Below are 13,772 nucleotides of genomic sequence, written 5' to 3' on the forward strand. Positions count from 1 at the left end.
GGGACAAACTCCAGCGGGCGCTGGCGTTGGCCCAGCGGTTCGAGACGGCGACCGAGCCCGCGTTCCTCGACACGCTCGGCTGGATTTACCGGCAGTTGGGCGAGTTGACGACGGCGCGGGGGCTGTTGGAAAAGGCCGTGGCGCAGGCGCCCGAGGTACCCATTTTCCAGTATCACCTCGGCATGGTGTACCTCCAGGCGGGCGATAAGGCCCTGGCCAAGGAGCGCCTGGAAAAGGCCGTTAGGACCGAAGGCGACTATATCGGTCGCGAGGACGCCCAACGCGCGTTGAGCCAGTTTTCCGGCGATTCGTCCACCTAAGCGGATGCGCGGGCCGGGAAGACTTTCAAGGAACGATCCGTACGTTGCTCAGGCCGGCGAAGCCGTCCGCTTGGGCAAGCGCTCCGGACCATGAGCCTCGGACTGCGCGGGGGCGTCGCTCTCGGGCGCAATTGCGAAGAGATCCCATTTGAATTTCGTGGCAAAGGAGCGATTGTCTTGTTCGCTCCAGCGAACGATGTGGCCGCAGCTGTTCGGGGCGCGCGGCGTGCCTGGTGCCGTGCGGTCGGGATCGTCGGTCATCGCGAGATAGACCTCGCAGGATAGAGGATGGACGGAACGCCATTGCGGACGGTCCATCGCGGTCGCTCCGACTACATCTGCCGCCAGACGAGTATTCACTAGAACATCGGCCTGGTTCTTGAATACCGCAGATCGAGCTGCGGCAGCGGTTCGAAAGGAAGAATCGCCCAAGTCCAGAGCCAGCCAGTCGCCGGTCCCATCCTCGTTGAACCGTGCCGCGTACAAGGTTCCCTCGTCCAGCATGTCGCCGTTGGCGGTTCGCCGGTGGAACCGAGCCTTGGTGACGAATTTGTAGATGTACTCGTCCGGGTCATCATCGCTCATGTACCAGACCAGCGGATGACCCTCCTTCACCGGTGCCAGCCAGGCGCCGGTATGGGCGAGCCGTCCCATGGCGGTACGTTTCTTGGGCGTGCTTTCAGGATCGAAAGGGTCGATCTCCAAAATCCAGCCCTGACAGTTTGGTTCGTTGCGATAATCTTCCGCGGCGTCGGCGCCTCTTGCCGAAGCATCGAAGCGGGCGTGCTCGCCGGTGCCGCTGTCGTCCTCGCTCCACTCACGGCGGACGCCGCCGGTATTGATACCATAACGCGCATGTTCTCGCGGACGACCGGTTCGGTTGATAAAGTATATGGCCCAGTTTCTTTCGCAGACCAGATAGGTTCGCCAAGGCGTGAAACTATAGGCGCAATTGACGAAGACTCCGCGGGTTTTGGTTCCGTCCGGGCTGTACTCGGTTTTCAGCAAGCCGGAACCTCGCGCCGGACCCGCAATGTCCACCGGCGTGCTGTCGGTGATCCGTCGATTGTATTTGCCGGGTATTACGCTCCATTCACCTGCGCCGTCTTTTTTGATTTCCATGATAGTCACGCCATAAGCGGCAACTTTTTTCGATATCGGGTCGACCGGACGCTTTCCGCCGATAATCGTGCAGGGATGCAGCAGCCGCTGGCTAAGATATCGGCGGTTAGCGCAAAGAAGGCCATGAGAGGTCAAGGTGGCGCGGGCCATCGGAAAAAGATACATCCCGTAATGCTCGGAGCCGATTTGCTGCTCCGGTTCGTCGCCGGGAGCGGGTTTGGCGTTGATTGCGTAATGGCTGCCTGCTAGCGGTGGACTCCAGAGAATGAGCTGCTTTTCGGCGTGATCGGCCGATGCTGTGGCGGTAGCGGTTCGCATTACCGGTGTCGCATTGAATACCGACGGATTGATGCGAAGGGACGGCTGTTCTCCGGGTTTTGACGCTGGGATTGCCAAGAGCGCGTTGAATGTGCCTGCTTGTTCCAAAAGGCCGGACGAGAGGGCACGCGCCGTGCCACCTCTTAAAACCATGCTCTGAATCGGGCGCTTTGCCGAAATCGATCGGAAGGTGGGATTACCGGATCGGTAATTTGATGGCTTACCGCCGGCGCTTTCCCGCTGAATGTGAGATTGTCGGTCGCTCATCATTACACTGCTCGTAGCTTTAGCCCAACCAGATGCTTGAGAGCGTGACGATAGGCGAGCACTGTTACATATCGTTGACGATTAATTTACGGTGTCATTACTAAATGATGACAAGCCGTTGGATTGGTAAAGTCCATGGAGAGAAATGGGACGCGCAATAGCGCACCCGGCAAGGTGACAAATCGGCAGGGCGAGGCGCAACGCGACGAGCGGGCAGGCCAGGGACGGGCTGCCCCGGACTCGCGAGCGAAGCGGGACAGCGTAGCGTGGCGAGGTCGATTTACTCGCCTCTTCCTTGAGGCTCGTCCTCCGGGTCGTGCTTCGCACGTTCCGGTTTGCTCCCGGCAAATTGGTGCACGGCTTGGCCGCCCATAGGGGCGAACCACAGAGATGTGGTGAGTGAGAAACAGGGATGTTTTTCATCCGCATTTCGAGCCCTTGAGCAAAGCCGGTATGGCGACGCGCGGCAGTTTGAAGACAGCTTCCAGATCAACAGCTACGATTTTTTTTGGTTTGAGTATTTAACGAATGGCTTTTGAATTCGGTTTGATTTTATTGTTGATTTTCTTGAATGGCATATTCGCGATGTCGGAAATGGCCATTGTGTCCGCCCGCAGGGTGCGCTTGCAGCAGTTGGCGGAGGGCGGGAGCGGCGGGGCGGCCAAGGCCCTGGAACTGGCCGAGCAACCGACCCGGTTCCTGTCGACCATCCAGGTCGGCATCACCTCCATCGGCATTCTGAGCGGCGCCTTGGGCGAGGACGCCATTGCCGAGCCGCTGTTACCCTACCTTGAGCAAATTCCGCAGCTCGCGCCTTATGCGGAGGAACTGGCGCTGGCGGTCACCGTGGTCGTCATCACCTATCTCTCCCTGATCGTCGGAGAACTGGTGCCGAAACGCCTCGCCCTCAATTTCCCCGAGTACATCGCCGCGTGGATCGCCAGGCCCATGCACGGGCTGTCCCTGGTGTTGCTGCCGGCCGTGAAACTGCTCAGCCTCTCCACGGAACTGGTGTTGTGGCTGCTGCGGATCAAACCGAAAAAGGAGCCCACGGTCACCGAGGAAGAAATCAAGATCTTGCTGGAGCAGGGTACCGAGGAAGGGGTTTTCGAAGAAGCGGAGCAACAATTCATGGAAAACATCCTCCGCCTGGGTGACCGCAAGGTGGGTGCCATCATGACCCCGCGCAAGGACATCGTTTGTCTGGACCTCCAAAAGCCCTTCGAGGAAAACCGCAGGCGCATCCTGGAACACACCCACTGGGTTTTGCCCTTGTGCAACGACGGCCTAGACGATGTCGTCGGCTTCGTGAAAACCAAGGACCTGTTGGATCGTGTGCTTCAGGGGGATCGGCCGGACTTGCGCGCCATCGCGGTCAACGAGCTGTTCGTGCCGGATTCCCTGACACTCATGGAATTGCTGGAAGAGTTCAGGAAATCCCATCTCCACACGGCGCTGGTGGTGGATGAATACGGCGAAATCGATGGACTGGTGGCCCTTGGCGATGTTTTAGAGGCTATCGTCGGCGATTTGCCCGCCGGGGGGCGGGCGGACAGACCGGACATCGTCCGCCGGGACGACGGTTCCTGGCTGATCGACGGCATGGTGGACATCGACCGTCTGAAGGAACTGTTCGATCTGGACGAATTGCCGGAGGAACGCGACGGACGCTTCAACACCGTAGGCGGTTTCGTCATGCTGCGACTTGGCCGGGTGCCCAAGGCCACCGACTGTTTCGAATTCGAGGACTTGCGGCTCGAAGTCGTCGACATGGACGGCAACCGGGTGGACAAGATACTGGTCTCGCAACTGCATGAACCCAGATCCCTATCCGCACATCAACCCTGAGCGTGTGTTCGTAAAGTGCTGCGCGGCCGCCAGACTTTGGCATACTCACTCGGCCCTCGTCCAGAACGCCGACAAAAACAGCCCATGCACTTCACCATCAAGGTCTTGATATCCGCCCTCCTGATCGCGGCGATTTCCGAGACGGCGAAACGGAGTAGTCTAGTTGCCGCCCTCATTGCTTCCCTGCCCGTCACGTCGATCCTGGCCCTCATCTGGCTCTATGTCGACACCGGGGATACCGAGCTGATAACCGAGCTTTCGCGGCAAATCGTCTGGCTGGTGATACCTTCACTGGCCTTCTTCTGGATCTTGCCTCTGCTGCTGGAATGCGCGCTGAATTTCTGGCTCGCACTCGGGCTTGCGGCGATAACGACCAGCGTGTGTTATGGCTTGGCGTTATTGCTGCGGAGCCTTTTTCAATAGGCGTGGTTTATGAGCTGAAAGGCCAGGCCGCGATCTTTATGCATATTGGCGAGACGATCGAGCTCAATCCTTCGCCGAACAGTTCAACCTAACTTACGATACAGCGTGCTCCGGTCCACGCCCAGAATGCGCGCGGCCTGGATCTTGTTGCCGCCGGTCGCATCCAGCACGTGCCGAATGTAGGCCCGTTGCACGTCCTCCAGGGTCCAGCCGCGGGCCAGGGCGTCGTGCAGGAAATGATCGTTTCCCGGCAGACGCGACGCCTGCGCCAGATCCTCGAGCAGCAGAGTGTCGTGTTCCGCCAGGGCGATGGCCCGCTCCAGGGTGTTGGCGAGTTCCCGCACGTTGCCGGGCCAGCGGTAGGCGCGGATCCAACGCAGGGCATCTACCGACACCGCCGGCGAGGGCTTCCGGAGGCGCAAGCCGATCCGACGAATGAGGACATCCACCAGGTCGTCGATATCCTCCGTCCGTTCCCGCAAAGGCGGTATCTCCAGCCGGATCACATTGATGCGATGATAAAGATCGGCCCGGAACAGCCGCTCATTGACCCGCTGTTCCAGCGGCTGATTGGTGGCGGCAATCAGCCGCACGTCCACCACGGTTTCCCGTGTGTGGCCGAGAGGACGGATCGTTCCCGCTTCCAGCGCCTGTAGCAGTTTAGGCTGCACCTCCAGTGGCAGTTCGGCGATCTCGTCCAGGAACAAGGTGCCGCCGTTGGCCTGGGCAAACAGACCGGGCCGATCCTGGCGGGCGTCGGTGTAGGCGCCCTTGCGCGCGCCGAACAACTCGCTTTCCACCAGGGTCTGCGGCAGCGCAGCGCAATTGACGGACACGAACGGGCCTGTCCGGCGCGGGCTCAGTTCGTGAATCCAGCGGGCAATGGCGCTTTTGCCGGTGCCGCTCTCGCCCGCCAACAACACGGTCGAGGTCACGGCCGCCGCCCGTTTCGCCAGCTTCAATACCTGTTGCATCCGAGGGCTCCGGGCGGTGAAGCCGAGTTCGCCCGTCTCCGTAACCGTATCCGTATCCGGCGCACCCACCCGCACCGCCGTCCGGCGCATCTGCCGGTCGCGCAAGGCCCGTTCCACGGAGGCGTAGAGCTCCTCGATGCGGAACGGCTTGGCCAGGAAGTCACAGGCGCCGGCCCGAACGCTCTGCATGGCCAGATCGATGCTGCCGAAAGCGGTCATCAACAGCACCAACTGATCGGGACGCTTCTCATGAATCGCAGCCATGAGGTCCAGGCCGCGCATGCCGGGCATTTCCACGTCGGTGATCACCAGGTCGAAGGGTTCTTCGGCGAGGGCGTCCAAGGCCTGGCCGGCATCGGTCACGCCGAGCGCCGAGTATCGGGCCTGCTTCAACATCTCCACCAGAAAGTCCACGACGCCGGAATCGTCGTCCACGACCAGCAGACGCCGATTCCGATCCGATTTCATACTGCCTCCTTAAGACGAGATGGCCCGTTCAAGGGCAAATGGACGGTGAAGCGGCTGCCCTTATCCATTTTGGATTCGGCGGCGATCGTGCCGTCATGCTCCGTGACGATCGTCTTTACCACCGCTAGCCCGAGACCCGTGCCGCCCCGGCCGCCGCGGGTGGTGAAAAAAGGCTCGAACAGGCGCGGCAGGTGCTCCGGTGCAATGCCGCTGCCTGTATCTGCCACGATCAGCCGTAGCGCCGGAACTTCGGTATCGTTGGTTACCATGGCGCTTTCCCGCAAATCGACGGTTATCACGCCCCCGTCTTCGGTCGCCGCCAATGCATTGCCGACCAGATTCAAGATGATCTGCTGCACGCCGTCGGCATTGACGCGGGCGGGCGGCAGGAGATCGGGGTGCTCGAACTTCAGCTCGATACGGCGGCGGCCCGCTTCATGCCGCAGCAGGTCGAGCACGTCGCCTATTACGGAGGCTACATCGATGCGCACGAAGTTTGGTGGTCGGCGGCGGGCGAACTCCAGCAGCCGTTGCACGATGCGGGTGATGCGGTCGGTCTGCGCGACCAGAATGTCCGCGAGGCGTCGCACTTCCTCGGGACGGTCGGCACACGCGGCCAGGGCTCTGGCCCGGCCGTTGACGACTTGAAGCGGCGAGCCGATCTCATGGGCGAGCCCCGCCGACAACTGGCCGATGGTGATCAGCTTGTCGGCTTCCTGGAGGGCGCGTTGCAGTTGGCGCCGCTTTTCCGTCTCGGTATCCAGCCGGCGGTGAGCCATCGAGAGTTCCGCCACCATGCGATTGAATTCCTCGGCCACGGCGGACAATTCGTCGCGACGGTCGATCGGCAGGGGATCGGGCGGATCGTTCCCACCCCGGAACCGGCGCATGGCGTCCCCGAGCCTTCGCAGCGGACCGGAGATGTAGACCCGGCCCAGTGCCAAACAGAGCAGAGAGGTCGAAGCGACGAACGAGGCGAGGGAAATCAGGATATCCCGCTCCGTGCGGCGCAGATCGCGGCGGAGTTCCTCCAATGAACGCACCACCGCCAGGCTGCCGTGGGCGGCAGTTTCTTTTTCGGAAAACGGGAGTGACAACGCGATGAATTCGGGATCGGCATCCGGGTAATACAACAATCGCGACGCCCCCCCGAGGGCGGCACCGTGCAAGGCGGCTTCCAGCGGCGCGGCCCAAGGCAGGGATTCCGCGTCGGAGCGGACCACGCGGCCGTCACGGATATACACGCGCACATCCACGGAAGGATCGATGCGCTCGAGTTGACGGAGCAGTTCCCGCACGTCTTCGAGCTGCCGGTCGCGCAGGGCATTTTCCACGGCCACTTGCAGACCATAAGCCAGAAGGCGCGTTTCCCGCTCCAGGGCGGTGTGCAGATCGTTGCGTTCGGTCTGCACGTGAATGACGCCGTAGGCGCCGAATACGGCCATGCTCAGAGCGAGCAGGGACAGGCTGAGTTTGGTGACGATACGCAAGGTTCGACTTCGATCCCCAAAGAGATTCTTGACTGCTGCGTTAGTCTACAGGGATGCCGCAAAATGCAACAGTATCTTTCGCCATACAAAGTATCCAGCCATCCCGTTCGCCTGCGCTGGCGGGCGTTCCACGGAGGTGCGCGGAATTGGCACTTCTTTTGTTTAAGGCTAGGGATGACTTCCCTGACCTTGAATCCTCATGCCGATTTCTCGTTGCGCCTATCTCGTCCCATTGCTCATCTTGTCGGCCGTTGCCGGGTGTACATCATCCGATGATCGAAAATCCCAGCCGGAGACGGATGCTCAACCCGGCCAGGCAATCCCCGATGAACCGACTTCGAAGACCAAAACCGTCCGCATTCGGACCGAGTCTCGCCCTTTCCTGACCGTCGAGCCGGTTTCTGTCCTGCAACCGACCGAGCCGGTGCGGGCGCCGGGCCGGGTCGAGTTTCGCCAACAGGCGTTATCCGGCGTTGGCACTCAGGTCGCCGGACGGGTGGCCGCCATCCGGGTGCAGGCCGGTGACAAGGTGCGTGCCGGCGACGTGCTGATGGTGCTGCATAGCCCCGATGCCGCCGCCGCCCGCGCGGCGCTCTCGACCGCGCGGGCGGGCCTGAAGTTGGCCGAGGAGACTGCGCGGCGCCAGGTGCAGATGCTGGCGCGGGGGGTCGGTCTGGAACTGGAAAAACTGGAGGCGGACCGGCAGCTCACGGAAGCGAAGGCCGAGTTCGACCGGGCCAGCCGCGCTGCGCAACTATTGGGTAAGGGGGATGGCGCACAGATCGCCGTCAAGGCGCCTATCGCCGGAACCGTGCTGAATTTGAAAACCACAGTGGGGGCGGCGGTGGAACCGGGCGGCGAAGCCCTGGTGGAGCTGGGTGATGCGGGCGCCCTGTGGATCGTGGCCGAGGTATTCGAGCGGGACCTCTCCTTGTTAGGAGAAGGCGACGAGACCAATGTGGAGATCTCGGTGTCGCCGACCCGTCCGCTCCGAGGCAAAGTCACGGCCTTGGGAGCCGTGTTCGCGGACGAGCAGCGCCGGGCTCCGGTGTACATCACGCTGAGCGAATCGGCACCGAGCCTCCGGCCCGGCATGTACGCGCGGGTGGCGATTCGGCCTCGCCAAGTCGAGCGGGTGCTGTTGCCCAGTTCCGCCGTATTAGTCAAAAACGGCCAACGCACGGTGGTCTATGTGGAAACCGCCGAGGGCGTGTACGAGCAACGCCCGGTTACCGTAGGCGTGTCCTCGGAGGGCCGGGTGCCGGTGCTGGACGGCCTCCGGCCGGGCGAACGGGTGGTCGTGCGCGGCGCCTTGCTGCTCGACGGCGAAGCCGAGCAACTGTTGTAAGAAATCCGGCATGTTGCGAACCCTGATCGAGCATTGCGTGCACCGCCGCGTCGCGGTGGTGGCACTCACCCTGGCATTCGCCCTGTTCGGTGTCCGCGCCTATTTGAATACGCCCATCGAAGCCTATCCGGACGTGACCGACGTCCAGGTCTTCGTCATCGCCCAGGGACCCGGCCTTGCGCCGGAAGAAATGGAGCGGCAGGTAACGGTTCCTCTGGAGCGCGCACTGAACGGCACCCCCGGCATGACCGGTCTGCGCAGCGAGACCTATTTCGGGCTGTCGATGCTGATCCTGACCTTCGAGGACAAATTCGACAGTTTCAAGGCCCGTCTGCTGACCTCCGAACGTTTGGGCACCGCCGATCTGCCGGACGGCATCGTGCCCGTGCTGGCGCCCGATGCGACGCCTCTAGGGAAGATTTTCATCTACCGGCTCACCAGCGACCGCCATACGCTCTATGAGCTGCGCTCGGAACAGGAGTGGAATGTCGCGAAGCTCTTCCGGCGGATTCCCGGGGTCGCCGACGTCTTCACCTTCGGCGGTTTTTACAAGGAACTGCACGTCGAAGCCGACCCCGCGCGGCTGAATGCCTACGGACTCTCCATCCGGGACGTGGCCGAGGCCCTAGCGCAATCCAACCTTAACGTGGGGGGCGGATTTCTCCCGCAGGGCGACCAGGAATTGGTGATCCGCGGCATCGGGTATTTGCTGAGCGCGGACGATATCAGGAAGATCGTTCTGCGCAGCGAGAGAGGAACCCCGGTCACCGTGGGCGATGTCGCCCGTGTGCTCCAGTCACATACCCCTCGCCGCGGCTCCGTCGCGCTCGATGAAAACCGGGAGGATGTGGAAGGCATCGTGCTGCTCAGGCGTGGCCAGAACCCCACCCTGGTTCTGGACGCTCTCCACGACAAGGCGGAGGAAATCAACCGGAGCGTCCTGCCCGAAGGCATGCGGATCGAAGTTCTCTACGACCGCAGCAGCCTGATCGGGAAGACGCTGGAGACCGTGCAGGACAATCTCCTGCACGGCTTCGTCTTCATCGTAGGGCTGGTCTGGCTGTTTCTTAGGAGCCTGCGCGGCTCGCTGATCGTGGCTGCGATCATTCCCCTGTCCCTGCTGGCGGCCTTCACGGGTCTCTATGCGCTGGGTATGTCCGCCAATCTGATTTCCATGGGTGCCATCGATTTCGGCATTCTGGTGGACGGCGCCGTGGTTCTGGTGGAAAACGTGATCCATCAGATTCAGGAACACAAACCCAAGACCCGGCGCGAACGCTTGGCGCTGATCATCCGCGCCGCGCTGGATGTGGGGCAGCCGACCTTCTACGCCATGATGATCATCATCGCCGCATTGATTCCGGTGTTCACCCTGCAACGGGTCGAGGGGCGCATCTTTCAGCCGCTGGCTCTCACCTACAGTTTCGCTCTGGTCAGCGCTCTGGTGTTCGCCTTCACCGTGGTCCCGGCGCTCTGCGCGCTGCTGCTCAAAACCGAGCATGTCAAGGGCGAGGAACCGGCATTCCTGGAAAAACTGCGCAATACCTACATCAACCTGCTGGCGTGGCTCCTGACCCGGCGGCGGGCGGCGATCGGCTTGGCGCTCGTTTTGCTGGCCCTCGGCAGCCTAGCGGGCAGCCGCCTCGGCACCGAATTCCTGCCGGAACTGGACGAGGGGGATATGTTCATCTTCGCGGAAATGCCTCCGAGCATCTCTCTGGAACAGGGGCAGGCCACCATCGAGGAAATCCGTAAGCGGCTGCTCACCTTCCCCGAGGTGCGCGGAGCGTTGAGCGAACAGGGTCGTCCCGAGGCGGGGACCGACAATGAAACCGTCAATCTCGGCAAGGTGACGGTCCTGCTCAAACCTCGGGACGAATGGCGGAATGGCTTGGACAAGGACCGTCTCATCGATTCCATGCGGGAAAATCTGAATCAGATTCCGGGGGTGATCTTCAATTTCTCCCAACCCATCCGAGATACCGTCGAGGAATCCCTCGCCGGCGCGCGCGGCCAGGTGGTTCTCAAACTGTTCGGCGACGATTTCGAGGCCATGCGCGCCACCTTGCTGCGGGTCAAGGCGGCGCTGCGGGAGGTGCCGGGTATCGTCGATCTCGACCTTTACCGGGACGCCGTCGTGCCCCAACTCCAGATCAAGCTGGATCGGCCAGCCCTGGCCAGGAACGGCATCAGCGTAAAAACGGCGCAAGAAACCGTCGAAGCCGCGCTGGCCGGCCAAGTGGTGACCGAGCTGTGGGAAAAGGAACGCCCGGTACCCATCCGGGTCAGTCTTCCCTTCGCCGAAAAGGCCGACCCTAAGAGAATCGAGCAAATCACCGTGGAAACCCCGGCAGACGCGCACATTCCCCTCGTCGATCTGGCGGATATCCAGGTCGCCATGGGGCCGGCTTCTGTATTCCGGGAGGAGAACAGCCGCTTCCTTGCTCTTAAGTTCAACGTGGACGGCCGCGACCTGGGCTCGGTGGTGAACGACGCCATGCGCGTGGTGAGCGAGCGGGTCAAGCCGCCCGAAGGCCATTCCTTTGAGTGGACCGGCGAATTCGAGAACCAGCAGCGTGCGATGGCGCGCCTGCGACTGGTGGTTCCCGTCGCCGTGGTTATCGTCATGGCGCTGTTGTACGGGGCGCTCAGCTCCGGCCGCAGCGCCGCAGTGATCATGCTGACGGTACCATTCGCCCTGACCGGGGGCGTGTTCGCGCTGCTGCTGACCGATATCGCCTTGTCCATCAGCGCGGCCGTGGGGTTCATCGCCCTGCTCGGACAGGTCTCACTCATGGGCTTGCTCATCCTGAGCGCCATCGAAGGCCGCCGCCGTGCCGGAGAGGAACTGGTGCCGGCCATTCTGGCGGGTGCGCGGGAACGCCTGCGCGCCATTCTCATGGCCTCATTGCTGGCCCTGTTCGGCCTGTTGCCCATGGCCCTGTCCACCGGCGTCGGCAGCGAAACCCAGAAACCTTTCGCTATGGTCATCGTCGGAGGCATGGTGACGACCCTCTTGGTCGCGCTGTTCGTGCTGCCGGTCTTCTACACCTATCTGACGCCCAAGCGGCTTTTGACGCCTGAGGAACAAGACGAACTATGATGCGAAAACGGATGATCCTCCGCCAATGGTGGGCGGGATGGGTATTATGTATGTTCGCCGGCTTCTCCGGCGCCCATGCGGAAACGTCCGTCTTGCCTGAATCGGTGAATCTGGAGCAGTTGGTGCAGATCCTTAGGGAAAAAAGCCCGCGCCTTCAGGCGGAGCGCACCCGCATCGACATCGCCCGGTCCGACGTAGTGGCGGCGGGCGTTCTGCCCAATCCCGTGGTCAGTTACGGCCGCTACGATCTCCTGGGGGGCGTCAACACCTTGTTCGACGGCAGCCAGCAGCAACAGGCCCAGCTGGACATCCCGGTACTCATCGCCGGCCAGCGCCCCGCCCGACGGGAGGCGGCGGAGCGGGGCGTGACGGCGGCGGAGGCGCAAGTTCTCAATGCCTATGCGGGATTCTTGAAAGACGCTTGGCAACTGTTCGTGAAATTGCTGGCGGCTCAGGAAAAGCGCGTCGCATTGGAGCAGACCGAAGGCGAGCTGGATCGGCTCAAAGCTATCGTGACCGGCCGCGCGGAATCCGGCGCCGCCAGCCGCTACGAAGTGGTGCGTATGGACGTCGAAGCGGCGGATCTTCGCGCCCGAACCGAGCAGGTACGGGCGGAGACGCTCGACCTGTCCGGTCAGATCGGAACCACGCTGAGCCTGCCCGGCTGGAAACCCAGGGCGGAGGGAATGCTGCAGCCGCTCGGGGTGAGCGTCGACCTTGCCGCCCTGAAGCAGCAGGCCGAAGCCATGAACCCCGCCGTGAACGCCGCCCGCCGGCAGGAGGAAGCCGCCGAGGCCGGCATCGAAAAGGCCAAGCGGGAGCGTTGGCCCACCCCGGTGATCAGCGTGGGCAATGTCTGGACCAACAATCCTTACGGGCTAGCCTCCTTTGCCGGCCTTTCCGTGGAAGTACCCATTTTCGATTATGGCCAGGGTCCCATCGCCAGGGCCAAGGCGGAGAAGCGTACGGCCACCTTCGAGCGGCAGGCCCTGTTGTATGCGATCCTGGCGGAATTGGAGCGCGCAGCGGGGGTGTTGCTGACAAATCGGGAGAACCTCGTCCGGTTCGAACGGGATGTGGCGGGGCGTCTACCCCAGTTGAAAGAGATGGCGGAGGATGCTTACCGGTTCGGCAAGGGGAGCCTCCTCGAACTCTTGGACGCCACCCGTTCGCGTACCGAGATCGCCTTACGAAGGGTGGAACTCACCGAGTCCTTGGTGCTGGCGGAAATCGATGCGCTGGCGGCGGCTGGGCTGTTGGAGTCGGCCGCCATGCAGGCCGGTCCGGAATCCCGCTGACGTACCTCGAACAACTGGGAAAGCGGGGATGTTGCCAACAGAGCGTGAAAAAGCCGCCGATCTCCGTGCTGATGTACCACCAGGTCGGCAGATTCGAGGCGCCCAGGACTCATCGATCGTGTTTTTGAGATATTCGCCGCTTCCGTACTCAAATGGCTTACGCCAATATGGAGGTTATCGCACGATCAGCCTCGGCGAAGCGTACTCGGCCCAGTACCCTTGCCGGAACGTTCTTACGTTGCTCATTGCTTGACGGCAATTTACCCCGAGCGCATCCTTTAGGAAGTCTGGCTGCGATTCACGCCTTTCGGCACGATACGGATGACGATTCATGGAGATGTGCGAACGTGCGATACAAACGAATGCTCGTCTTTCTGGCTATGGTCGTTCTAACCGGATGCGCGGTCAGTCCGAAACAGCATCCGGAAGCCCTGCCCGCCTACCGGTTCTCCGAGAAGCTTTTCGAGCAGGGTCCGTATGGACGAAACGCCATCGTGTGTATGCCGGCCACCGTCGTAGGTCACCTTGTCGGCATCGGGGCAGCCGTTGCCGTTCTTCCGCTTTATCTGGTGGGCGGCCCCATCGATTATTTCATCACCCCGAAACCTCGTTCGGAACACCCCCCACCGATAGCATCAGCGCTCAGCAATGCCTCCTGGTTCTTCGGCACTTTCGCTGGATTGATCGCAGGGACCCCTTTCTTGCCCCTTTCGTATCTCGCCGACCAGAATCAGTGTAAACGGATTATCCTGTATTGAAGGTTTAGGATTGTTTCGTCTTCCACTGCGACGGA

The 13,772-nt window shown here is 61.9% G+C and carries 10 protein-coding genes; 7 read left to right on the forward strand and 3 right to left on the reverse strand.

The genetic code is table 11. From position 1 onward, the window contains the following. Nucleotides 1-320, forward strand: a 320-nt coding sequence (locus B2A78_RS20715; protein WP_143735253.1) for a tetratricopeptide repeat protein, incomplete at its 5' end; no start/stop codon positions are given. A 48-nt stretch (nucleotides 321-368) separates the two neighbouring features. Here B2A78_RS20715 and B2A78_RS20720 read toward each other — a convergent pair. Further along, nucleotides 369-1,913, reverse strand: a complete 1,545-nt coding sequence (locus tag B2A78_RS20720; RefSeq protein ID WP_168175494.1) for an alkaline phosphatase PhoX — start codon at nucleotides 1,911-1,913, stop codon at nucleotides 369-371. Nucleotides 1,914-2,555: 642 nt separating this feature from the next. Here B2A78_RS20720 and B2A78_RS20725 point away from each other — a divergent pair. Next, nucleotides 2,556-3,875 (forward strand): hemolysin family protein, encoded by a 1,320-nt coding sequence (locus tag B2A78_RS20725; protein WP_077731959.1) that lies wholly within the window; start codon nucleotides 2,556-2,558, stop codon nucleotides 3,873-3,875. Nucleotides 3,876-3,959: 84 nt separating this feature from the next. Further along, nucleotides 3,960-4,298, forward strand: a complete 339-nt coding sequence (locus tag B2A78_RS20730; RefSeq protein WP_077731960.1) for a DUF3147 family protein — start codon at nucleotides 3,960-3,962, stop codon at nucleotides 4,296-4,298. A gap of 83 nt (nucleotides 4,299-4,381) precedes the next feature. On the opposite strand, the gene B2A78_RS20735 is transcribed toward B2A78_RS20730, so the two are convergent. Together B2A78_RS20735 and B2A78_RS20740 are read right to left on the reverse strand one after the other, a co-directional pair. Then, on the reverse strand, nucleotides 4,382-5,740 hold the full coding sequence (locus tag B2A78_RS20735; protein WP_077731961.1) for a sigma-54 dependent transcriptional regulator: 1,359 nt from the start codon (nucleotides 5,738-5,740) through the stop codon (nucleotides 4,382-4,384). After that, entirely contained in the window at nucleotides 5,737-7,230 is a 1,494-nt protein-coding gene (locus B2A78_RS20740) for an ATP-binding protein (RefSeq protein ID WP_240502619.1), read from the reverse strand. Before B2A78_RS20740 ends, B2A78_RS20735 begins: the two co-directional genes overlap by 4 nt. Before the next feature lie 199 nt (nucleotides 7,231-7,429). Between B2A78_RS20740 and B2A78_RS20745 the strand changes: the two genes are divergently transcribed. From B2A78_RS20745 to B2A78_RS20760, 4 genes are all read left to right on the forward strand, one after another. After that, complete coding sequence (locus tag B2A78_RS20745) at nucleotides 7,430-8,578, forward strand: efflux RND transporter periplasmic adaptor subunit (protein ID WP_077731962.1); 1,149 nt, start codon at nucleotides 7,430-7,432, stop codon at nucleotides 8,576-8,578. Nucleotides 8,579-8,588: 10 nt separating this feature from the next. Then, nucleotides 8,589-11,681, forward strand: coding sequence for a CusA/CzcA family heavy metal efflux RND transporter (locus B2A78_RS20750; protein ID WP_077731963.1), 3,093 nt, complete (start codon nucleotides 8,589-8,591; stop codon nucleotides 11,679-11,681). Next, the gene (locus tag B2A78_RS20755) at nucleotides 11,678-12,979 is read left to right on the forward strand and encodes a TolC family protein (RefSeq protein WP_077731964.1); all 1,302 of its coding nucleotides are present in this window, start codon (nucleotides 11,678-11,680) and stop codon (nucleotides 12,977-12,979) included. The genes B2A78_RS20750 and B2A78_RS20755 overlap by 4 nt, the downstream gene beginning before the upstream one ends. Nucleotides 12,980-13,326: 347 nt before the next feature. Continuing rightward, nucleotides 13,327-13,737, forward strand: a complete 411-nt coding sequence (locus tag B2A78_RS20760) for a hypothetical protein (protein ID WP_139841138.1) — start codon at nucleotides 13,327-13,329, stop codon at nucleotides 13,735-13,737. Nucleotides 13,738-13,772 lie beyond the last annotated feature (35 nt).

It is taken from the genome of Methylocaldum sp. 14B (genome assembly GCF_002005105.1).
In the GTDB taxonomy this organism is placed as follows: Bacteria; Pseudomonadota; Gammaproteobacteria; order Methylococcales; family Methylococcaceae; genus Methylocaldum.